General features: G+C 54.0%; 13 protein-coding genes. 4 read left to right on the forward strand and 9 right to left on the reverse strand.

Annotated elements, in window-relative coordinates; all coding sequences use genetic code 11:
- Positions 1 to 115: 115 nt before the first annotated feature.
- From D3P09_RS11945 to D3P09_RS11965, 5 genes are all read right to left on the reverse strand, one after another.
- Entirely contained in the window at positions 116 to 832 is a 717-nt protein-coding gene (locus D3P09_RS11945) for a response regulator transcription factor (RefSeq protein ID WP_120110038.1), read from the reverse strand.
- Positions 833 to 941: 109 nt separating this feature from the next.
- Entirely contained in the window at positions 942 to 4,805 is a 3,864-nt protein-coding gene (locus D3P09_RS11950; RefSeq protein WP_120110040.1) for a response regulator, read from the reverse strand.
- 48 nt (positions 4,806 to 4,853) lie between these two features.
- Positions 4,854 to 5,852 carry an L-glyceraldehyde 3-phosphate reductase gene (mgrA, locus tag D3P09_RS11955; protein ID WP_120110042.1) on the reverse strand — a complete coding sequence of 333 codons (999 nt, stop codon included), beginning with the start codon at positions 5,850 to 5,852 and terminating at the stop codon, positions 4,854 to 4,856.
- Positions 5,853 to 5,919: 67 nt separating this feature from the next.
- On the reverse strand, positions 5,920 to 7,365 hold the full coding sequence (locus D3P09_RS11960; protein WP_120110043.1) for an HD-GYP domain-containing protein: 1,446 nt from the start codon (positions 7,363 to 7,365) through the stop codon (positions 5,920 to 5,922).
- A 31-nt stretch (positions 7,366 to 7,396) separates the two neighbouring features.
- Entirely contained in the window at positions 7,397 to 9,412 is a 2,016-nt protein-coding gene (locus D3P09_RS11965) for a putative bifunctional diguanylate cyclase/phosphodiesterase (RefSeq protein WP_120110045.1), read from the reverse strand.
- A gap of 166 nt (positions 9,413 to 9,578) precedes the next feature.
- Between D3P09_RS11965 and D3P09_RS11970 the strand changes: the two genes are divergently transcribed.
- Together D3P09_RS11970 and D3P09_RS11975 are read left to right on the forward strand one after the other, a co-directional pair.
- A complete protein-coding gene (locus D3P09_RS11970) occupies positions 9,579 to 10,754 on the forward strand; it encodes a foldase protein PrsA (RefSeq protein WP_120110047.1) in 1,176 nt (391 codons plus the stop codon).
- Positions 10,755 to 10,938: 184 nt separating this feature from the next.
- Complete coding sequence (locus D3P09_RS11975) at positions 10,939 to 11,814, forward strand: aldose epimerase family protein (protein WP_120110048.1); 876 nt, start codon at positions 10,939 to 10,941, stop codon at positions 11,812 to 11,814.
- 671 nt (positions 11,815 to 12,485) lie between these two features.
- Here D3P09_RS11975 and deoC read toward each other — a convergent pair.
- Positions 12,486 to 13,133: a deoxyribose-phosphate aldolase gene (gene deoC / locus D3P09_RS11980; RefSeq protein WP_243644140.1), complete on the reverse strand. Its 648-nt coding sequence runs from the start codon at positions 13,131 to 13,133 to the stop codon at positions 12,486 to 12,488.
- 282 nt (positions 13,134 to 13,415) lie between these two features.
- Here deoC and D3P09_RS11985 point away from each other — a divergent pair, with 282 nt between their 5' ends.
- Both D3P09_RS11985 and D3P09_RS11990 read left to right on the forward strand, forming a co-directional pair.
- The gene (locus D3P09_RS11985; RefSeq protein WP_120110051.1) at positions 13,416 to 14,243 is read left to right on the forward strand and encodes a purine-nucleoside phosphorylase; all 828 of its coding nucleotides are present in this window, start codon (positions 13,416 to 13,418) and stop codon (positions 14,241 to 14,243) included.
- Positions 14,244 to 14,629: 386 nt separating this feature from the next.
- The gene (locus D3P09_RS11990; protein WP_120110053.1) at positions 14,630 to 16,405 is read left to right on the forward strand and encodes a 5'-nucleotidase C-terminal domain-containing protein; all 1,776 of its coding nucleotides are present in this window, start codon (positions 14,630 to 14,632) and stop codon (positions 16,403 to 16,405) included.
- A 122-nt stretch (positions 16,406 to 16,527) separates the two neighbouring features.
- On the opposite strand, the gene D3P09_RS11995 is transcribed toward D3P09_RS11990, so the two are convergent.
- From D3P09_RS11995 to D3P09_RS12005, 3 genes are all read right to left on the reverse strand, one after another.
- Positions 16,528 to 18,246 (reverse strand): ABC transporter ATP-binding protein, encoded by a 1,719-nt coding sequence (locus D3P09_RS11995; protein WP_120110791.1) that lies wholly within the window; start codon positions 18,244 to 18,246, stop codon positions 16,528 to 16,530.
- 90 nt (positions 18,247 to 18,336) lie between these two features.
- Positions 18,337 to 19,146, reverse strand: coding sequence for a formate dehydrogenase accessory sulfurtransferase FdhD (gene fdhD, locus D3P09_RS12000; protein ID WP_243644104.1), 810 nt, complete (start codon positions 19,144 to 19,146; stop codon positions 18,337 to 18,339).
- A gap of 21 nt (positions 19,147 to 19,167) precedes the next feature.
- Entirely contained in the window at positions 19,168 to 21,525 is a 2,358-nt protein-coding gene (locus tag D3P09_RS12005; protein ID WP_120110055.1) for an FdhF/YdeP family oxidoreductase, read from the reverse strand.
- Positions 21,526 to 21,722 lie beyond the last annotated feature (197 nt).

The following is a 21,722-nucleotide window of genomic DNA, read 5'->3' on the forward strand; positions in this document are numbered from 1 at the left end:
AATCATTCATCTAAAGGGGATATTGGCAAAAAAAAAAGCACTCCGCCTAAGGCGGAGTACAATTTTTCTGTTAGGACCAGACTAAATCGGGCATTCCTTCATGCTTCCCCGTGCTTTAAGTAGCAGCCTGTGCCGTATACTTATAACCAAACCCCCATACTGTTCGAATTAGCTTAGGTTCCTTCGGATTCTGTTCGATTTTCTTCCGAAGATTCACAATATGTACGTCAATCGCACGATCGGTGACAAACGAATCAAAGCCTCTAATGGCATTAATCAGCTCTTCCCGGCTGAACACCTTGCCCGGATGCGCAAGGAACAGCTTCATCAGTTCATATTCCGAGAAGGTCGTCTCGACCAATTGTCCGCGAACGAGAAGCAGACGTCTCTCTACGTCTAGCTGAATCGGCTCTTCTTCCTCTGCCGTCGTAGAAGCTGCGGCGACCTGTGCGGCTGACTCCCCAAATACGGCATGCGATCTTCGAATTAATGCCTCGACTCTCGCTGTAAGCTCATGCATGCTGAAAGGCTTGCACAAGTAATCATCCGCTCCGGTCTTCAGCGCTTGCACGCGTTCGGACACTTCACTCTTCATAGACAGGATCATAATCGGTACTTGAGACACGCTGCGTATTTGCGCGCATACCTCAATACCATCCATATCAGGCAGCATTAGATCGAGCAGAACCAGGTGCGGATCGAATGAATCCGCAAGCTGCAGCCCATCATTCCCGCGATAAGCCTGCTTGACCATGTACCCCTCTTCTTGCAGATACATAGACAGCATATTGCTCATCATGACGTCATCTTCAATAACCAAAACTTTATACATTGGCGTCACCCTTTAATAAATTGAAGATTCCTGTCGAGTAGTCGTATCGTAACTCTACTATACAATACGGAAAGATTAGGAACAACAGATTGTTAGAAAATTGTTAGATTTAATTGTCGAAACGGTTAAGCGCCTCATTCAACCCTGCCAGCAGCTGAACCAATTCCTTCTCCAGATGAGCCAGCACAAACGCCAGTTCCCTCGATTGCTCCCCGCGCTTGATTGCCTCGCCGGTCTCATGGGCAGCGTCTCCAAGCTCGCGGGCGGACAAGTAACCGGCCGCCCCCTTCAGTGTATGGAGCATGCGCAGAGCCGTCTTGGTCTCAGACTGCTTGAGCATCATGCGCAGCTGATCCATGAACGAGTCATAATCGAGACGGAACTGCTCGATCATATGGAACAGAATTTGCCGCTTGCCGTTCACGCGCTCAAGAGCGCTCTCCACATCCATGCCGGCAATCGGCGCCATCGCACTACCGGCTGTGCCAATGCTGCTGCGATTCGTCCCCGGATAGCTGCTGATTCCATCTCTCGCTGCAGATGGGGATCCAGATGCGCCGGACGACCTCTCCAGCCAATACTTCAGTATTTCCTGCAGGCGATCGCCAGAAAGAGGCTTGGTCATCACATCATTCATGCCCAGCCGAATGTAGCGGTCATGATCCTTCTTCACTGCATTGGCGGTTACTGCAATAATCGGAATATGCTTATACCGCTCCTGACTCCGAATGATGCGCACAGCTTCAGTGCCGTCCATGACCGGCATATGGATATCCATCATGATGAGGTCCCAGGCGCTAGCTTCCAGCATGCGCAGCACTTCCTCACCTGTCTCGGCAAGACCCACCTCGTACCCATTCTCCTTAAGAAGCTCAACCGCTACCAGTTGATTGATTTTATTGTCCTCGGCCAGCAATACCCGCTTCATGTCCGGCCTGCTCTGCACATGCGGCGGATCGGCAGGCTCTTCCCGGAGGACATACTGGCGGACGGTCTGTTGATTTCTCAGCGCCTCGTGCAGCGACCGTACAATCGCCTCTCTAGTAACCGGCTTCGTCAGGATCGCGACAGGACGCTCCTCCTCCTGCAGCTGCTGCAGCTCATCCCTGCCGTATGTGGTCGTCAGCGCGATAATCGGCACGCCTGCCCCCTCTGCCTCGCTGCGGAATGAGCGCCAAGTCTCAATGCCATACATATCAGGCATCTCCATGTCCATTAACAGAAGATCAGGCAGCACGCCTTCCCCGACGCGGCGAAGACGCTCGCGGGCACTCTGCCAGCTGCTGTACGAGATGGCCGACCACCCTAGCGACTCGAACAGATAAGACCAGTGATCGCGCATTTTGGAATCGTCCTCGGCAATCCATACCGTTCCTTCCGGAATAGGCACGGATGTCTCATCCTCGATTTCCTGACGATACGGACTCGTCTGGAACGTAAGCGCAAAGGCGAACCGGCTGCCAACGCCTTCCTTGCTGCTAACATGCAGCTCTCCGCCCATCATCTCTACAAGGCTTTTGGAGATGACCAGACCCAGACCAGTTCCTCCGTATTTCCGTGTCGTAGAGCTGTCTGCCTGCGTGAACGGCTTGAACAGCTTGTCCATGACGCTCTTGCTCATGCCGATGCCGGTATCTGCAATCAGGAAACGCAGCTTGACGGTATCCGCCTGCTGCTCGACGATATCCAGCTCCAACTTCACAAGCCCTCTATCGGTGAACTTGATGGCATTCACGCATAGATTCAGCAGCACTTGCTCCAAGCGGAGAGAATCTCCGACCAAGGTATGCGGAAGCTTGTCTGGCGTCTTGATCATAAATTCGAATTGCTCTTTGCCGCCAAGGAATACGCTCAGCCCATTCGCCAACCGGTGCAGCAGCTCTTCCAGCTGGAATGGCAGGCGTTCCATCTCGATCTTGTCCGCTTCGATCTTGGAGAAATCAAGCACATCGCTAATCATGCGGTACAGCGTCTCGGAAGACATGCTCATCTTGTCCAAATAATCCTTCTGCACAATAGAAAGCTCCGTCTTGCGAAGAAGCTGCGTGAGCCCGATAATGCCGTTCAGCGGCGTGCGGATCTCATGGCTCATCAGCGCCAGGAAGCGGCTCTTGGCCTGATTGGCCTCCTCCGCCTCGAGCGTAGCGCGCACTAGCTCTTCCTGAACGAGCTTCTGCTCGGATATGTCGCGAGCGATGCAAGAGAAGAACAGCTCGCCAGTGGTTGCATCCACATGGGTTACAACGACCATGGAGACGAACAGCGGATCTCCGTTGCTTTTGCGCAGCTGCGTGTTGCTTTCCCAATAGCCGTACTCTCTTGCAAGCTCCGCTCCCTGAAGGATTTGCTCATACATGCGAGGATCGACATGGTCCTTGACCGTGGAAGCATCCTGCTCCTCGCAAGGAAGACCAAGCATCTCCTTCCCCGCCCTGTTCATGTAGATGAGCTCGCCCTTCATATCGACGGAAGCGATCAAGTCCTTGGCAGACTCTACAATATCAAGAAGCCGGTTGCGCGCCTTCTCCACCTGCTTGCGGTCCGATATATCGCGCAGCATGCCGACGACGCCGGAAAACTTGCCGTTGCGGTCACGTAGGCCATTCGAGCTGTGCAGAATCGGAATCCGGCGTCCATCCTTGTGGATGAACGTCCACTCCCGCTCATAGGAGAACATATCCTCGCGAAGCACCCGGAAGACCTCCAGACCGGGCTGAACATGCCGGCCGAGCTCCTCCGACAGCCGCTCAGCCTCCGCCGCAATCTCATCATTGTCCATGAATAACAGCGGCGTCGCATGTCCGGCCAGCTCCTGAGTCGTATATCCAAGCAGCTCCTCAGCCGTTTTGTTCAGGTAAGCAACCTTGTATTCATTATCAAGCACGATAAAGCCGTATTGGTTCTGATTGATGATGGCATTCAGGCGGTCGAACATCTCCTGCAAGTGCTCCATCATTCCATTAACCGAGTGAGCTAACTTGCCGATCTCATCATACTGCGACGTATCCAGATGCTCGGCCTGGAACTCCCCTGCAGCCGCCTGCTTCGTAACCGACAATATTCGCTCCAGCCGTCTAATAATTTGATTGAAATAGAGGTAGAAAGACAGCGCAATCACAAACTCTGCGATGGCAATAGTGGAGACCATGCTCCAGAAGATCGGCCTCATCATCTCTTTCATATGCGAGTACGGCTCCTGCAGCGCGATTCGCCAAGGCGTACCGGCAACCTTGGCATAGAACACGGCATAAGATTCGCCATCCACCGCAATATCTACACGGCCCTCATTATGACTCAAAATTTCATGGGCAACCTCGCTTAAAGTAGAGTCCGAGCGCAGCGACGTCTTCCTGACTACCGGTTCGGAGCCATAAATGATCTCGCCCTCGTCATTATAGAAACGCACTGGAGCATTTTCATCCGCAAAATCAAAAAAACGGTTAAACGCTGTAAACGGGATAGACGCATAAATAATGCCTTCGATTTGAGTCCCCACCCCATACACGGGCACAGCAATAAAGGTCTGCTCCACGACGGAGAAACCCGGCTTGTAGGGATCGGTTATCGTAATAGCGCCCTTAATGGCCGGCTCGAAGAACGGCTCGCTCTTCATGTTGCGCGACGCGCCGTCACTGCGATAAGCAATCCCGTCCTGGCCAATAAATCCGATAGCATGGTAGGTAAAGCCGCTGCGAACCAGTTCCCTCTGAAAATAATTCAGCCGCTCGGCGTTCGTGCCGTAACGTACTGCGGAAGTGCGGCTCATGACCAGCACCTCGGCGCGGCGAATGTCCATCCATGCGGCGATATTGCCCGCCTGACTGGACAGCTTGCTGCTGATCTTCTCCATCTCCGAGCGCATCATCGCGTTCTTGGCTGTAGAGTAATTGCCCCATCCGGCAATCAGGAGCGGGATAAACGATATGAGTACGATTAGGATTAATCCCTTTGTTCTAAGCGACATTTTCGACATCGCTTATCCCTCCTTACGGCCTGACTCTGTCTAATGTTGGAACTTCAATTATCCCTCCCGGGAGAGAATGGATTCGATCCGGCTTAACTCATCATCGGAAAAAGCCAGATTGCCCAGCGCTGCTACATTGTCGTCGATTTGCTCCACGCGGCTGGCGCCGATCAATGCGGAGGTTACCCGCCCGCCTCTAAGCACCCACGCCAAAGCCATGCCGGCGAGCGTCTGCCCTCGCTCTTGCGCCAGCTCATTCAGCGCCTTCACCTTGTCCAGCTTGCCTTCTGTAATCTGATCCGACTTCAGGAAGATGCTTGGTCCGCCCGCACGGGAATCGGCAGGGATACCGTTCAGGTAGCGATTCGTAAGCAGCCCGCCAGCAAGCGGCGAGAATACGATGGAGCCGATACCTTGCTCATCCAGCACATCCTGCAAGCCGTCTTCAATCCAGCGGTTGAACATGGAGTAGGAAGGCTGGTGAATCAGGCACGGCGTGCCCAGCTCCTTCAGAATGCGGGCAGCCTCTGCCGTCTGCTCCGCGCTGTAGTTGGAGATGCCGACATATAGCGCCTTGCCTTGGCGCACAGCATGGTCAAGCGCCCCCATCGTCTCCTCCAGCGGCGTATCCGGGTCAGGACGGTGGGAATAGAAAATATCTACATAATCCAGCTTCATTCGCTTGAGGCTTTGGTCCAGACTGGAAATCATATATTTGCGGGATCCCCATTCCCCATATGGGCCCGGCCACATGCCATAGCCGGCTTTTGTGGAGATAATCAGCTCATCGCGGTATGGCGCGAGGTCATGCTGCAGAATCGCGCCGAATGCTTCTTCCGCCGAGCCTGGCGGAGGACCGTAATTATTGGCCAGATCGAAGTGAGTGATGCCCAGGTCGAACGCGCGGCGCGCCATCGCCCTGCCGTTCTCATAACGGTCATTGCCGCCGAAGTTATGCCATAGTCCGAGCGAGACAGCAGGAAGCTTCAGCCCGCTTTTGCCTACACGGTTGTATATCATCGTATCGTAACGCTTTTCGTTTGCTATGTAGCTCATATTCAAATTACCTCCTCTAATTGGTGTATAACCTTTGTAACCTATTCAAATTATCGGCAATTCCTCACTATCTGGCCAGTTTTTGCTCCAGCTTAAGGTTCGGGCTGTTCAGCAGCGCCTCCCGAAAGAAGGTCTCCTGCTCCGCCGTAAGTTTCTGCCAGGCATGAATACAGCGCGGATCGAAGTGTCGTCCGCTCTCTTGAATCAGAATCTCCATCGCTTCTTCATGGGTCATAGCTTGCCGGTAGGAGCGGGATGAGGTCAGCGCGTCATAGACGTCCGCCACCGCCGTTATTCTGGCGACAAGCGGGATCTCTTCGCCCGACAGCCGGTCCGGATAGCCGCTGCCGTTCCACTTCTCATGATGGGAGCGGATAACGGCCAGCTCCTCGACCATAAAGCCGAGACGCTTGCAGACGTTATAGCCGGATAGCGGGTGGGACTCGATAATGGAGCGTTCTTCCTCAGACAGCTTGCCCGGCTTGTTCAGGATGCCGTCCGGTATGTATAGCTTGCCGATATCATGGACGATGCCGCCCTGCGCAATGGCCCGCAGCTGCGACGAAGACAGCCCCATCTCCTCGCCAAGCTTCAGCGCATATAAAGCAACGCGATAATTGTGCCCCGCGGTATAAGAATCCTTGGACTCTGTCGCCATGACCAGCTCTCTCACGCTTGGAGAGATATAAGTATGAATCCAGTCCTGGGGATTGGCGCGGAACAGCATTTTGATCGCCCCGGTAATGGAGCCCGTGTTCAAGTGTTCTCTTATAATGCCTGCGACCATAACAATGACGGAAGCAAGCAGCAGGAAGTGGTACAGCCACCAGCTGGCCATCCATGCTTCTCCGGTTACCATAATGATTTGCGCGCTGAACATCCAGCCCGTACTGTAGACGATTGCCAGCTGTAGCGGAAATCGGGAGGCCAGATAAGTTTGCAGATTGCGGTAGATCGTCCACACATTCATAACAAGAATCAGAGCGGTCGTCACCCACTTGCTGATCTCTCCCTTCAAGTGAAGGACGTGAACCGTATCGGGATTGAACCATAATATTAAACCGGACAACAGCAAGATCGCCGACCAGACAGGCAGCAGCCACTTCTGTCTCATCGACAGCCAGCGGGTAAACTTATGATCGGCTGATATGGAGCACATCCATAGCCAGAATGCGGACAATAGCACGCTGAGCTGGGCGACATTGCCCGATATGGAGGAATGATGGATGAGAAATCCCGGCGTCGACAGTCCGTGCAGAATGAACATAGCTGCCAAGGATACATAGGATAAGGACAGGAAGCTAACCTTTATATTCCGGATACGGATCGCAACGATGCCTATCGCGGTCGCAACAGCCAGCGCCAGCACGGAGACAAGGCTGACGATATAGAAATGGCCGTGCGGCGTATGGATATTTTTATCGTAAGGCGACAGCTGATACAGGAAATAACCGGCGAGCGGCAGCAGCAAGAATACCGCAAGCCTGGCTAATATACGAGTGTCTCTTCTCAAAGGCTATCCTCCTCCAACCATTGTCAATAGCTTAAGCGCTCAATCCGTCCAGCCAAGCGTCCACTTCCTCACGAGGCATTGGCTTCTTGAAGTAGTAGCCTTGCATAATGGAACATCCCGCCTGGCGCAGGAACTGGAGCTGGCGCTCAGTCTCCACGCCTTCGGCCACAAGCTCAATATTCAGCTGCTGGGCCAGCGTAATAATGGTATTGACAATTGCTCTCTTGGAAGGCGATTCATAGTCTTGCATGTACAGCTTATCGATTTTCAAGGTTTGGAACGGAATTCGGTCAATGGAGCCTAGGAAGGAGTAACCGGAGCCGAAGTTGTCCATCGATACGCGCACGCCAGCCTCTTGAAGCGGAACAAGCTGCTCCGTCGCTTCAACAGCATGATACATGACGGTCGCCTCCGTAATCTCCAGCTCCAGCAGCTCCGGATGCAGGCCGGAATGGAGCAGCGCTTCGTTAACCATATTCTGCACGCTGCGCGTCTCGAATACATTCGCAGATAAATTGACGGATACGCCGAGCTTGCTGCTGCCCTTGCCATTCCATTCCTGGCAGTCTCTGCAGGCTTGATCCAGCACCCATCTTGTAATCGGAATAATCAAGCCGGTCTCTTCGGCTATGGGAATAAATTCGTCCGGCGCAATCGCGCCAAGCTGAGGATGCTTCCATCTAAGCAGCGCTTCAAAGCCGATTGGCTTATTCGTAGCGGCATTCCACTTGGGCTGGTAGAAGGTGGACAGCTCGCCCAGCATAAGCGCCGTTCGCAGCCCCTTCTCGATCTCCATCCGTCTCGCCAGCTTGCGGTCCAACTCTTCATTATAGGCGCAATATTGGTTTTTACCCTGACTCTTAGCGTAATACATCGCCGTATCCGCCGCTTTCAGCAGCTCCGTCCGGCTCTGTCCATGCTGCGGCGCGTAGCTGATGCCGATGCTGCTGGTGACATAAAGCTCATTGCCCTCCAGCCAGAACGGGCGTCTCAGCTCCTCCAGAATCATCTCGGCCAGCGACTCCGCCGACAGCTGCTTGAGATCCATCGTTACAAGCAGAAACTCATCGCCGCCCAGCCTGAAGATTCTCCGCTGCTTGTTCACAAACTGGTTGATCCGGCTGCCAACTTCCTTGACGAGAAGATCGCCGACATCGTGACCTAACGTATCATTAATGAGCTTGAATTGATCCAGGTCGATAAAGAGAACGGCGTATTCCTTCGTGTCCCGCAGCGTCTCGTCAAACTCGTGATTCATGGCATGGCGGTTCGGCAATCCTGTCAGCGGGTCGCTATACGCCATCCGCCTCAGCACTAGCCTTTCCCAATAAAGTGCCGTCCAAGTGACCACAACAACCAGTATCATGACGCTCGATACCGCAATCAGCAATGACAAATTGATTCCTGCATCGACAAGCTGCTCAAGCGCCCCGGGTGTCAAGCACCAGAACATAGCCGCTTCCATGCCAGTGTAATGCATGCCTGTCACGGCCAGTCCCATGAGCAAAGCCGCAGCCAACTTGAACCAGCGTGCTTTGCTTTCGTTGCGGAAGCGGGTGAGCAGGTAAAGCGCAGCATAAGACGCGATGACGGCAATGACAGCCGAGATCAGCCATAGCGTTTCATTATAGGTAATCTTCAGAAGCGAAGATTCCATAGATGCCATGCCGGTATAATGCATCGTGACGATGCCCGATCCCATAAGCAGGCTTCCGACCACCAGCTTCCCTTGCGTCACCTGCTTAGCCATTGTGACATAGAAAGCCAGCAGCGAAGCCAATATGCTTGCCAATATAGATATGACGGTTGTCGTCCCGTTGTAATTCACTTCAATTCCAAGATGGAACGCCATCATTCCGACAAAATGCATCGTCCAAATGCCGCAGCCCATTACAAATCCGGAGATGATTAACCACCCTAACTTGGACTTGCCGGCTGTATGCGATATTTTATAGGAAAGATTAAGTGCGGAATAAGAAGTGAACAACGCGATAACTAGCGACAGCAACACGATCCAGCTATCGTAGCTCCCAAGTAATCTGATCAATATATCCCTCCGTGTCAACGCTTGTTACACGTTTCTTTTTTACGTCTACCTATACAATTAATACGATTCGACAAGCAATGCAAGCTTTTTTATTTTAGATTAAGGTTTTTTTGTTCATGATTTGATATAGTAGGTGAAGAATTGCAATTTGAAGGGAGTTTATGGAATGAACAACAAAGAATCGCAGTCAAACGATACACCAATAGACAACGAAACTGCGAAGGAAGAAAACAAGGTTCAAGAGAGCGAAACGAAGATCGAAAGTGAAGTAAATACAGTTGAAACGGACAAGCCTGAGGAGACTAGTGATGCTGATCGCGCAGCTGCCGAGACAGCAGTTGCAGCAGCAGCCCCTTATTCCTCGGCAGCAGGCGCTGCGCCTCGCCTGGAAGCAGCTGCCCCTGCGAAGAAAAGCTCCACTGGCTGGGTCGTTCTGTCTGCAGTACTCGCCATTGCGCTAATTGTTGTTCTGATCAAGCCTCCTTTCGGCGGCGGCGAAGGCAGCGAGACGATCGCAACCGTTAACGGCGCTAATATTAAGAAGCAAGAACTGTATGATCTGCTGCTGAAGGTGAACGGCGAGCCTGCGCTCGACAACCTCATACTGGAGAAGCTGGTGCAGCAAGAGGCTGACGCGGCTAGCGTGAAGTTCTCTGAGCAGGACATCACAGATGAAATCAATGTCATCAAGATCGACTTCCCTTCGGAAGAAGACTTCAATAATGTATTGCTCCAAAACAACCTGACCATGGAAGACCTGCGTGAGGATATGCGCCTTAGCGCATTGATCCGCAAAGTGCTGGAGCCGAAAACAACGGTAACGGACGAAGACGTGAAAGCGTACTTCGACGCCAACCTGGCCAAGTTCGGCGAGCATGGCGAGCAGGTTCGCGCCTCGCATATCCTGGTGAAAACCAAAGAAGAGGCTGATGCGATTCTGGCTGAGCTTAAAGGCGGCGCAGACTTCGCTGAGACTGCCAAAGCCAAATCCACTGACGGATCGGCCGCCAATGGCGGAGATCTCGGCTTCTTCACGAAAGAAGAAATGGTCGAGCCATTCGCGAATGCAGCATTCGCTCTGGAAAAAGACGCAACCAGCGATGTTGTACAAAGCGAATTCGGCTACCACATCATCAAGAAAACCGATTACAGAGAAGCGGCTAAAGCCAACTTCGATGAAAATAAAGACCTGATCCGCACGAAGCTGGTAATCGATGAAGTTCGTACGCTGTCCAGCGCTTGGATCTCCGAAATCCGCGAGAAAGCGAAAATTACGAACAACCTGAAACCGGAAGCAACTACACCTGCTGACGGTGCTGAAGGCGGCGCCGGCGCGCAATAAAATGCGATTGAAAATGGATGGATGCCTCACCGTCAGAACAGATTCTATGACTGCGGCATCGTCCGATATGTAAGGGCCCATCACTGGGCAGCTGTACAAGCTGCTTCGTGGCGGGCCCTTTACTCATGCGCCGAATTAAGGCACAATAGTAGACAATCATGATTACACATTTGGAGGTAGCAGCGTGAGCACATTTGAAGTAAGCCACTATCAAGATACGTATACGATTTATGAGTTGAAAGAGAATTCCACGTCTTCGCGCGTGCTCGTATGCCCGGAGCGCGGCGCCATCGTAATCGGCTGCCAGCTGAACGGCGAGGAGCTCTTCTTTTTGGATAAAGCGACATTCGAGAACCCGGCCACCAACATCCGCGGCGGCAACCCGATTCTGTTCCCCATTGCCGGCTCTCTGAAGGATGCTGAATACCAGTGGAACGGCGTCACCTACAAGATGGGCCAGCATGGCGTTGCACGTCTCTTGCCGTGGGAAGTTGTCAGCACATCCACGGAAGGCGAAGCGTCCATCACGCTGCGCCTTCGCTCAAGCGAGGCTACTCTCGCCGCATATCCGTTCCAATTTGAGCTGATCTTCACGTATGCGCTGGTGAACGGCGAGCTTCATACCCGCCAGCAATACCGCAATATCGGCCAGAACGAGGAGATGCCCTTCTACTCCGGCTTCCATCCGTACTTCGCGATTGAAGGCAGCAAGGACATCCCTTACCAAACAGACGCTCCGCGCTACGTCGATCTGACGACCGGAGAAGAAGCTGATTATACCGGACGCGCCAACATGGATGACTACATCGACTCCATCTGCCTGTTCGGCGCAAAAGACCCTAGCATCTCCTTCCCTATCCGCGAAGGCGTAACGGTCAACCTGCGCTATGACGATCTATTCAAATATGTCGTCATCTGGTCGGTGAAGGAGCGCCCATTCGTGTGCGTCGAGCCTTGGATGGGACTGCCGAACGAGATGAACAACCGCAAGGAGCTGATCTACGTTAAGCCAGGCGAAGAGCTCCGCGCCGACTTCATCATCGGTTGCGAGACGAAGTAAAGCAATAGGCCTTCCCAGCGCCAGTGGCTGGGAAGGCCTTTTGTGTTGCGGCATGAAGTGAATGTAAGCCGGGTTTCTCGGCTTGCTGCGCAGTATTGCGCGCGGGCGGCTTCTGTAAGCCGGGTTTCTCGGCTTGCTGCGCAGTATTGCGCGCGGGCGGCTTCTGTAAGCCGGGTTTCTCGGCTTACTACGCGGTATTGCGCGCGGGCGGCTTCTGTAAGCCGGGTTTCTCGGCTTGCTGCGCGGTATTGCGCGCGGGTAGCTCCTGTAAGCCGAGTTTCTCGGCTTGCAGCACGGTATTGCGCGTGGGCGGCTTCTGTAAGCCGAGTTTCTCGGCTTGCAGCGCGATATCGCGAGCGGGCAGCCCCTCTAAGCCGAGTTTCTCGGCTTACTGCGCGGTATCGCGAGCGGGAAGCTCCTGTAAGCCGAGTTTCTCGGCTTACTGCGCGGTATCGCGAGCGGCAGCCCCTCTAAGCTGAGTTTCTCGGCTTGCAGCACACATCTGTCTCGCTCGCGGGTCCTCTAAGCCGTGTTTCTCGGCAGCGCGTTATTGCGCGTGGGCGGCTTCTGTAAGCCGAGTTTCTCGGCTTGCAGCGCGGTATTACGCGCAGGCGGCCCCTCTAAGCCGGGTTTCTCGGCTTACAGCATACCTCCGCCCCATTCGGCGGCGCTTAGTAGCCTTCGCCTTGGCCGCCGGTTACGATTGCGACGCTTGAGCTTGCGCCGATGCGGGTTGCTCCGGATTTCAGCATCTGCAGGGCAGTCTCCAGATCGCGAACGCCGCCAGATGCTTTTACGCCGAGTGTTGGACCTACTGTACGTCGCATAAGCGCGATGTCTTCTGCAGTAGCTCCGCCTTTGCCGAAGCCTGTGGACGTCTTGACGAAGTCTGCGCCCGCTTCAACGCACAGTTCGCAAGCCTTCACCTTCTCCTCATCCGTAAGCAAGCCTGTCTCCAGGATCACTTTAAGCGCCGCTTTCCCTTTGCAAGCTGCTGCGACGCTTTCGACGTCACGCTTTACGCCTTCGTAATCGCCGGATTTCAACAGTCCGATGTTCAGCACCATGTCGATCTCCGTTGCGCCGTTGTCAATCGCCTCTGCTGCTTCAAAAGCTTTGGAAGCCGTAGTCGTTGCGCCAAGCGGGAAGCCGACAACAGTCGTAATGCCGACGCCCGATCCCTTAAGCTCCTCCGCTGCAAGAGGTACCCAGCCCGCATTCACGCAGACCGTTGCAAACTGATGCTCCCTTGCTTCTTTGCAGATTGTGATGACCTCCGATTTGGTCGCATCCGCCTTTAATATGGTATGATCGATCATCGCTGCTACTTCCGCCGATGACCAGCTTGTCTTTTGTTCCACTGTTTTTCCTCCATTCCCTTATACCCTTGGTGTCTGTCACGTACTATTATACGAAGCTTTCCTGGAAACAACAACAGATCGTCCCCATCACAACTCTATAATAGTAGCCGGCCAAACCCGCTTCATCGGACTGAGGTTTACTTTGCCCCCTCTCTAAGCTATTATGAGGTTGCCTCACATTCCCATTTTGGCTGTATTCCGGTCTCCGGCGCACGGCTATATTCAAAGGAGAGCTTACCTATGGACAATATGCTCGTCAAAATAAAAGAAGCAGCTGCCTACATCGAAAGCAAGCTGCCATCCAAGCCGCAGCTCGGCATGATTCTTGGCTCCGGCCTTGGCGTTATGGCTGATGAGGTGCAGAATGCCACTGTCATCCATTATGGAGATATCCCCCACTTCCCAGTATCTACGGTAGAAGGACACTCCGGGGAGCTCGTGGTCGGGGAACTGGAAGGAAAAACCGTTCTCGTCATGAAAGGCCGCTTCCATTATTACGAAGGCTACAGCATGAAAGAAGTTGTCTTCCCTGTGTATGTTATGAAGCAGCTCGGTATCGGCACATTGCTCGTTACCAATGCGGCAGGCGGCATGAACCGCGCATTCGCGGCAGGCGACCTGATGCTGATTACCGATCATATCAATAATACTGGCGACAATCCGCTAATCGGAGCGAACATTCCTGAGCTAGGCCCGCGCTTCCCGGATATGTCGAGCGCCTACAACAAAGAACTGCGCGCCGTGATCGCCGAGCAGGCACAAGCGCTGGACATCAAGCTTCAGCAGGGTGTGTATGTGAGCATTACAGGACCAACTTATTGCACGCCTGCAGAGCTTACGATGATGGCCCGTTGGGGCGCCGATGCAGTCGGCATGTCTACAGCGCCAGAAGTCATTGCGGCGAATTACTCCGGCATTCGCGTTGCGGGCATCACTTGCATTACCGACATGGCGATCGGAGATGAGCTGGAGCCGCTGACGCACGAGCAGGTCGTCAAAGTAGCGAATGAGACGCGCCCAAAATTCATCTCGCTGGTCAAAGCATCCGTTCGCGCCTTTCAAATTTAAGCCGAGCCTCTGAGTTTAAGGCAGCTTAAGGCAGCTTTTACAACAATCCGGTGATAGTTAAATCTCAGCTGTTATCTAACCTGAGCCCCATCTCCACCAGTCAGTGGATTTGAGGGCTCTTTTGCACCATAAAGAAACTCTCCCGGACACACGAAAGAAAATTCCCTCATACGCATAAAAGAAACTTCTACAGCCGTTCCCCGCATTGCAGTATCCCCAAAAAATTGTTCCAAGAGCGCCGAAGTATATGCCGCCGTTCCCCCATACCTCCGCCATTTTACAAAACATTTGAATTTTCGATACAGGATATCCAAAGCGCGTTGCCGAATATCTCCCTGTTCCAATATTCACACTATACGAATAGGCGATGGAGGGATGATCCGCTCATGAGAAAACAATGGAAATGGCTGCTGTCCAGCATGCTCAGCCTGGCGCTCCTACTGGGGCTTGTAAGCGGCGCGGCGGCAGACGGCAATGCGGAGCAAGCCAGCAAGCATCTTACGATTTTGCACACGAACGACATGCATGCACGGTCAATCGAAAATGGCGCAGAGATGGGATTTGCGAAAGTAGCCGGTATTTTCGACAGCTACCGCAAAGCCAATCCGAATACAATTGTCCTTGATGCAGGCGATGCGATTCACGGTACGACGTTCGCTACTCTCGTAGGCGGTCAAAGCGTAGCCGATGTTATGAACCTGATGGGCTATGATGCTATGACGCCGGGCAACCATGAATTCAACTACGGCACCGACAGACTGCTCGAGCTGGCCAAAGGCTTGAAATTCCCCGTCATTAGCGGCAACGTCCGGGACAAGCAGAATGCTCAAGTGTTCAAGCCGTATATCATCAAAGAAGTTGATGGCATCAAGGTAGGCATCTTCGGCCTCTCCACTCCGGAGACAGCTTACAAAACCCATCCGAAAAACGTCGAAAACATCACCTTCACGGATCCAGTCAAAGAGGCGCAAGCGATCGTGGACGAACTGCAGGATCAGACGGACATTATTATCGCGCTCGGCCATTTGGGCATGGACAAATCCAGCGAGGATACCAGCTTTAAAGTGGTAAAAGCAGTCAAAGGCATCGATGTCTTCATCGACGGCCATAGCCATACCGTGCTGGAGAAAGGCCTCTTCTCTGACAACGATACGCTGATTGCCAGCACAGGCGAATATACGCAGCATGTCGGAGTTGTTGATATTTGGTTCCAAGACGGAAAAGTAACCAAGCGCGAAGCGAAGCTGATTAATGGAGAAGCAGCCGCGGATATCGCGCCGAACGAAACAGTCGCTGCCAAAGTATCGGAGATTGCGAAGGCGCAGGAAATCATCCTGGCCGAGGAAGTCGGCAACACATCCATTGCACTTGAAGGTGCCCGCGAGAAAGTGCGCGCAGGCGAGACAAACCTCGGCAATCTGATCGCGGACGCTCTTCTATTCGTCACCAAAGCGGATGTAGCTCTGACGAATGGCGGCGGCATTCGCGCATCCATCGACCAAGGCGTCATTACGAAAGGTGAAGTCATTACCGTTCTTCCATTCGGCAATCAGATTGTGACGCTTAAAGTAAAAGGCGCAGATATTAAAGCGGCGCTGGAGAGCGGCGTATCCGATTACCCGAACGCTAAGGGCGCCTTCCCTCACGTTGGCGGAATGAGCTTCAAGATTGACCCTGCTGCGGCGCCAGGCTCGCGCGTGCATGACCTGAAGATCGACGGCAAAGCAGTTGACCTGAAGGCGGAATATACGATCGCGACCAACGACTTCCTGGCAGCAGGCGGCGATGAGTACACGATGTTCGGCCAATACCCGCAAGCGGGCATGTTCGGCTCCCTCGATGAGGCGCTCATTGCGTATATTCAAGAGCTGGGCTCTGCGAACCCGAAAGTGGAAGGCCGTATCACAGAATATACCGCTCCGGGCACGACAACACCGCAACCGGAGCCAAAGCCGGAGCCGAAACCTGAACCAAAACCAGAGCCGAAACCGGAGACAAAGCCTGAAGCGGCGCCGGTCTACATCGTCAAGAAAGGCGACACGCTTTGGGGCATTGCGCGCAAGCACGGCACTACGTGGCAGGTGCTTCGCGATCTGAACAAATTGAAGAACCCGAACCTCATCTTCCCGGGTCAAAAGATTATTTTGCCTGCCAAAGCATAGCAGTTGATCGCAGGCAGGATCATACAAAAGGGCGAAGCAGACTGGAGTCTGCTTCGCCCTTTCTCTTGGCCCCACATAGATTGGGGCTTTACCATTGTACCCGCACCGCACAGGTCTAGAATCTAGCTTCTGCTGAACTGCGCCGTATGCAAGCGGCTGTAGATGCCTCCCGCTGCCACAAGCTCATCATGGCGGCCCTGCTCGGTAATGCCCTGCTCCGTCACGACAACAATGCGATCCGCGTTCTTGATTGTAGCCAGCCGGTGCGCAATAACGAGCGTCGTACGTCCTTGCGACAGCTCTGCCAGCGACTGCTGGATGGCTGCTTCCGTCTCGGTATCCAGCGCCGAAGTCGCCTCGTCGAGGATCAGAATCGGCGGGTTCTTCAGGAACATCCGCGCAATCGCAAGCCGCTGCTTCTGGCCGCCGGACAGCTTCACGCCGCGCTCGCCGATCACCGTACTCAGCCCGTCAGGCAGCGATGCAATGAACTCCTCCAGCCTTGCCCGCCTTGCCGCCTCCATAATGTCCCAATCGTCGGCGCCAAGCTTGCCGTAAGCAATGTTCTCCCTAATCGTGCCTGAGAACAGGAATACATCCTGCTGCACGATACCGATACTTTTGCGCAGCGACTCCAGCTTCAAATCACGGATATCATGTCCGTCGATCGTAATGCTGCCGCCTTCAACCTCATAGAATCTTGGCAGCAAGCTGCACAGCGTCGTTTTGCCCGCTCCGGAAGGTCCAACGAAAGCGACGGTCTCCCCTGCGTGAATGGACAGGTCGATGCCTTGGAGCACCTTAGCTTCGCCCTCATAACCAAAAGTCACGTTGTTATAGCGGATATCGCCTTGCAGGCGGTCTACCGCAATCGCATTTGGCGAATCTGCGACATCCGGCTCCGTATCCATCAGCTCCACGTAACGCTTGAAGCCAGCAATGCCTTTCGGATAGCTTTCAATAACGGCATTAATCTTTTCAATCGGCTTGAAGAAAATATTCGTCAGCAAGACGAACATAATGAAATCGCCGTACGGCATGCCTTTTTGCAATACGTAATATGCGCCTGCAATCAGCACGAACAATGATACCAGCCTCATCAGCATGTAGGAGATCGATGCGTTCATCCCGATAAGCTTGTATGCGATCAGCTTCGCCTCGCGGAAACGCAGGTTATTGCTTTTGAACAGCTTGCCTTCATGCTTCTCGTTCGCAAAAGCCTGCACGACTCGGATGCCGCCAACTGTATCTTCCACACGCGCATTGAAGTCTGCCATGTCGGTGAACAGGCGGTTCGATGCCTTGGTCATCCGTCTGTTGAAGTACAGCACCAGCCAAATAATAATTGGCACGATAATAAAGGTCATAATCGCCAGCTCCGGCTGGATGAACAGCATAATGCCGAACGCGCCGATCAGCGTCATCGCGGCGATGAACATATCCTCCGGCCCATGATGCGCGACCTCGCCGATCTCGAACAGGTCATTCGTCAGCCTGGATAACAAATGTCCGGTCTTCGTATTGTCAAAGTAACGGAAGGACAGCTTCTGTACATGGTCGAACAGCAAGCGCCGCATATCCGTCTCAATGTTAATGCCCAGCATATGCCCCCAGTAATTGACGACATAACTCAAAAACGTATTAACGACATAAATGACAAGCAGTACGGCGCAGGCCGTAATAATAAGTCCCCAGTTCTCATCGGGCAGCAGCTCATTGACGACATGGCCGACTGCGATCGGGAACGCCAGCTCCAGCACGGCCAGAATAACCGCGCAAGTAAAATCGAGGAAAAACAGCCGTTTATACGGCTTGTAAAATGAGAAGAAACGTTTTAACATCTTGAACTCCAATTCTGTCCTTCTTCTAGCACGGGACTAAATGATAATGATTTTCAAACAGGAAAATCATAACCAATCCCTTTTATAGTGTCAAGGTAATGAATGGTTTATAACAATACGTTCAGCATGCGTATAGACTGTAAATTGACTGCCCCGGATAAACCCCACGCATGTAATGCCCAAGTCATGGGCCAGCCGAAGCGCCAAATCCGTTGGGGCCGACTTGCTGAGCAGCATGCCGCAGCCCATCTTGGCCGCCTTCAATACCACCTCCGACGACAGCCTCCCGCTGAATACGATGGCCTTGCTTCCTGTGCCGATTCGGTGAAGCAGGCAATGGCCGTACAGCTTATCCAACGCATTATGGCGGCCGACATCCGTCATGACAGCCAGAAGCCCGTCTCCATCGGCTAGAGCGGCATTATGAACGCCTCCCGAGCTGTGAAAGTCGCTGGACCTGCCCTGCAATTGTTCCATCAGTGAAATGCATTGCTCTGGCGTCCATATCCCTCTGGTCACGATCGTTCGCGCGGTCAGCATATCGTTGTGAAAATAAAACTGGCGGCTCTTCCCGCAGCAGCTTCCGATGAACCGCTTCGATACCTTCTCCCGCGCCACAGACGGCTGGCCGGCCAGCTCTGCATATGCAAACCCGCTATCCTCGTCAATGTGAAGACGCTTCACCTGAGCAGCCTCACGAATCATTCCCTCGGATGCAAGAAATCCGTAAACCAGCTCCCGAAGATGGGACGGCGAACAGACAATCGTCGCGAATTCCTCCCCGTCCAGCTTTACCGTCAGGGCAAATTCAGTCGCGATCTGATCGTCCAGCGCTTCGAACTGTCCCGTATCGCCCCGGTACCGCATCGCTCCCCATAACGATAGATTGCCTCTGTCCATCGAGTCGCTCCTCCCCATAAGTCAAGCTGGCGGCTCCATGTCCAGCTCCTCTACCGCCTTCTCCGCATATCGCGTATCCTTGTGCGCATAGTACCGGTCCGCCCGTTCGATATGAACAGACGCGTTGTATTCCGGGATGCCGGCATGAGGCTCGTAGACGCCTCGCTTGAACAGCATATTGCTCTCCGGCCAGTACAGCTCAATATTGCCGCTTGCGACCGGAGCCAGCTTCGCGCGGCCGTGGAAGAGGCCGTGCCGGTTATGCACCACGATGTCATCCCCGTCCTTCAGGTCCAGCCTGCCTGCATCCTCGCTGCTAAGCAGCACATCATGCCGGGCCGCGGCGTTGAAGCTGTCCTTCTCTCCATAAATCATGGAGTTGAACTGCTTTCCTCTTCTAGTCGTCGCATACATCCGCCCTCCCGAACGCAGCAAATCCGGAATCGCGATCGGCAGCAACTGCCCTTTGCCATCCGGCGTCGGACATTGGCCTCCCTCGCATAGCCAGGCATTGCCCCATTGGAAGACGTCGCCCCGATGGCGAAGCGTCTGAATGCCGTCATAGTTTGGCGCGGCTAGCGCAATCTCCTTACGGATGTCCTCCGCGCTGCGGAAGCGGGCCAGCGTTCCCTTCTCTCCGCTAATGCGCTCCGCAAGCTCGCCGAATATGTCCCATTCCGCCCGCGCTTCCCCGATGCGCGGACCTGCGATCTCCGGAGAGAAATAGACCATCCTCTCCGTCGATGTCGATGTGCCTCCCCCCGGCTGCTCATAACGGGTCATGGCCGGCAGCACAATCACTTCTTCGACGGCATCGGCAAGCGCCGAGCTATTCAGCACGATGTCCTGATGCACACGCAGCTCGACCGCTTCCAGGCAAGCTTGGACATGCTGCGGGTCCGGCATCGTCTCCAGGAAATTCCCGCCGGATGTATAGAACAGCCGCAGCTTTTGCTCATGACCCTCCGGCAGCAAGGCGTTCTCCAGCGACACCCCGACGATATCTCCTTGCCACTCAGGCAGCGGGAATTGCCAGACCGCTTCGATTCTGGCCCGGTCCTCCGCAGAACTCATCTCTCCGCCCGGCAAGCTGAACGGGTCCGCCCCCATCTCCCCGGAGCCTTGCACGCCGCTATGTCCGCGGATCGGCATCAAGCCACAATGCTCCCTGCCCAAAAAACCTCGCAGCAGAGCCAAGTTGGCGACCTGCGAGATATTGTCCGTGCCGAATCGGTGCTGCGTCAGCCCCATGCTCCATACGAAGACGCCGGAACGCGCGCCGGCAAGCAGTCGGGCCAGCTCCTCCATCCGGGGGCGCGCAAGTCCCGAAGAACGCTCGATATCCGCCCATGCCAGAGCTTCCACATGTATGCGAAGCGACTCATATCCGTTCGTATGGAGACTGACAAACTCATGGTCAATGGCAGAGCCGCGCTCCGCTTCCTCCATCTCGAACCAGCACTTCATAATGCCATGCATGAAGGCAATATCCCCGCCGATGCTTACTTGGTAGAAGTCGTCCGCAAGCTTCGTGCCGAACAGGGCCGATTCTGCGATAGACGGAATCCAATACCCGTCCATCGCTGGCTCGCGATACGGATTGATGACGATAATTTTCGTCCCTTTGCGCTTCGCGGCGTACATATATTTGGTTGACACCGGCTGATTGTTCGCCGCTACGCTGCCCCAGAACAGCAGCACATCGGTCCCGATCCAGTCCTTGTAGCTGCAAGTGGATGCGCCCACGCCAATGGAGCGCTTCAAGGCAGTCTTGGACGGCGAGTGGCAGATGCGGGACGCATTGTCGATATGATTCGTGCCGATCGCCCTCGCGGCTTTCGCTGCCGCGTAATAGGTCTCGTTCGTAATGCCTCTCCCCGTCAAATAAAACGCAATTGCCTTCGGATCAATCGCCTGCGCCTTGCCTGCGATCCGCGACAACGCCTCATCCCAGCTTAGCCTGCTGAAGCGGGATTCGCCTCTTCGGCGAATCAGAGGATACGGCAGTCGCCCGAGCTGCCTCAGCTCCGCGCTGCTCAGCTTCCTTAGCTCCGCAATGTCCGCATGCAGCCAGCGCTCTTTCATTGCCGGCATCGTATTAAGCCGAAGCACATTAAGGCGCGTCGTACAGACATGAGGCCCTTCCAGCGTCTGGTCATAGAGGCCGGACACGCCAAGCGCGCAGCCGTCGCATACCCCTTGCGTCAGAATCCGGTAAGCATAAGGCAGATTGTCGCGGTTATCCCATACCGTCTTGAACGTATCGCGAATATGATGCGGCTTGACAAGGCCGAGCCCGAACGGCCGCTTGCTTACCCACAGGCGGGAGTCCCAGCTCTTCGGCAGCCTGATCCGCCCTGTATGTTTTGTTTTGCCCATGCCATTCCCCTCCCAATCCCAATCTATCAAGCAGCGATAGAAAAAAGACCACCTTCTCAATGTCCCCAAGTGTCTCCACTCCAAAGCTCATTTTCCAGCAGTCGTTATCATTCGTTCCTACAACGGTTCGATTCAGCCCAGTTTACCAAGAAAACGGTTACATGACAATGCAAAACAAGGCAGCCTGGATCAACAGA

Origin of the sequence: Paenibacillus pinisoli (genome assembly GCF_003605435.1) — a bacterium.
Classification (GTDB): domain Bacteria; phylum Bacillota; class Bacilli; order Paenibacillales; family Paenibacillaceae; genus Pristimantibacillus; species Pristimantibacillus pinisoli.

What these genes read in the sequence shown, in the direction of transcription:
- D3P09_RS11945 (WP_120110038.1), bottom strand. Translation starts at nt 832, where the DNA reads ATGTATAAAGTTTTGGTTATTGAAGATGACGTCATGATGAGCAATATG.
- D3P09_RS11950 (WP_120110040.1), bottom strand. Translation starts at nt 4,805, where the DNA reads ATGTCGAAAATGTCGCTTAGAACAAAGGGATTAATCCTAATCGTACTC.
- mgrA (WP_120110042.1), bottom strand. Translation starts at nt 5,852, where the DNA reads ATGAGCTACATAGCAAACGAAAAGCGTTACGATACGATGATATACAAC.
- D3P09_RS11970 (WP_120110047.1), top strand. Translation starts at nt 9,579, where the DNA reads ATGAACAACAAAGAATCGCAGTCAAACGATACACCAATAGACAACGAA.
- deoC (WP_243644140.1), bottom strand. Translation starts at nt 13,133, where the DNA reads ATGATCGATCATACCATATTAAAGGCGGATGCGACCAAATCGGAGGTC.
- D3P09_RS11985 (WP_120110051.1), top strand. Translation starts at nt 13,416, where the DNA reads ATGGACAATATGCTCGTCAAAATAAAAGAAGCAGCTGCCTACATCGAA.
- D3P09_RS11990 (WP_120110053.1), top strand. Translation starts at nt 14,630, where the DNA reads ATGAGAAAACAATGGAAATGGCTGCTGTCCAGCATGCTCAGCCTGGCG.
- D3P09_RS11995 (WP_120110791.1), bottom strand. Translation starts at nt 18,246, where the DNA reads ATGTTAAAACGTTTCTTCTCATTTTACAAGCCGTATAAACGGCTGTTT.
- fdhD (WP_243644104.1), bottom strand. Translation starts at nt 19,146, where the DNA reads ATGGACAGAGGCAATCTATCGTTATGGGGAGCGATGCGGTACCGGGGC.
- D3P09_RS12005 (WP_120110055.1), bottom strand. Translation starts at nt 21,525, where the DNA reads ATGGGCAAAACAAAACATACAGGGCGGATCAGGCTGCCGAAGAGCTGG.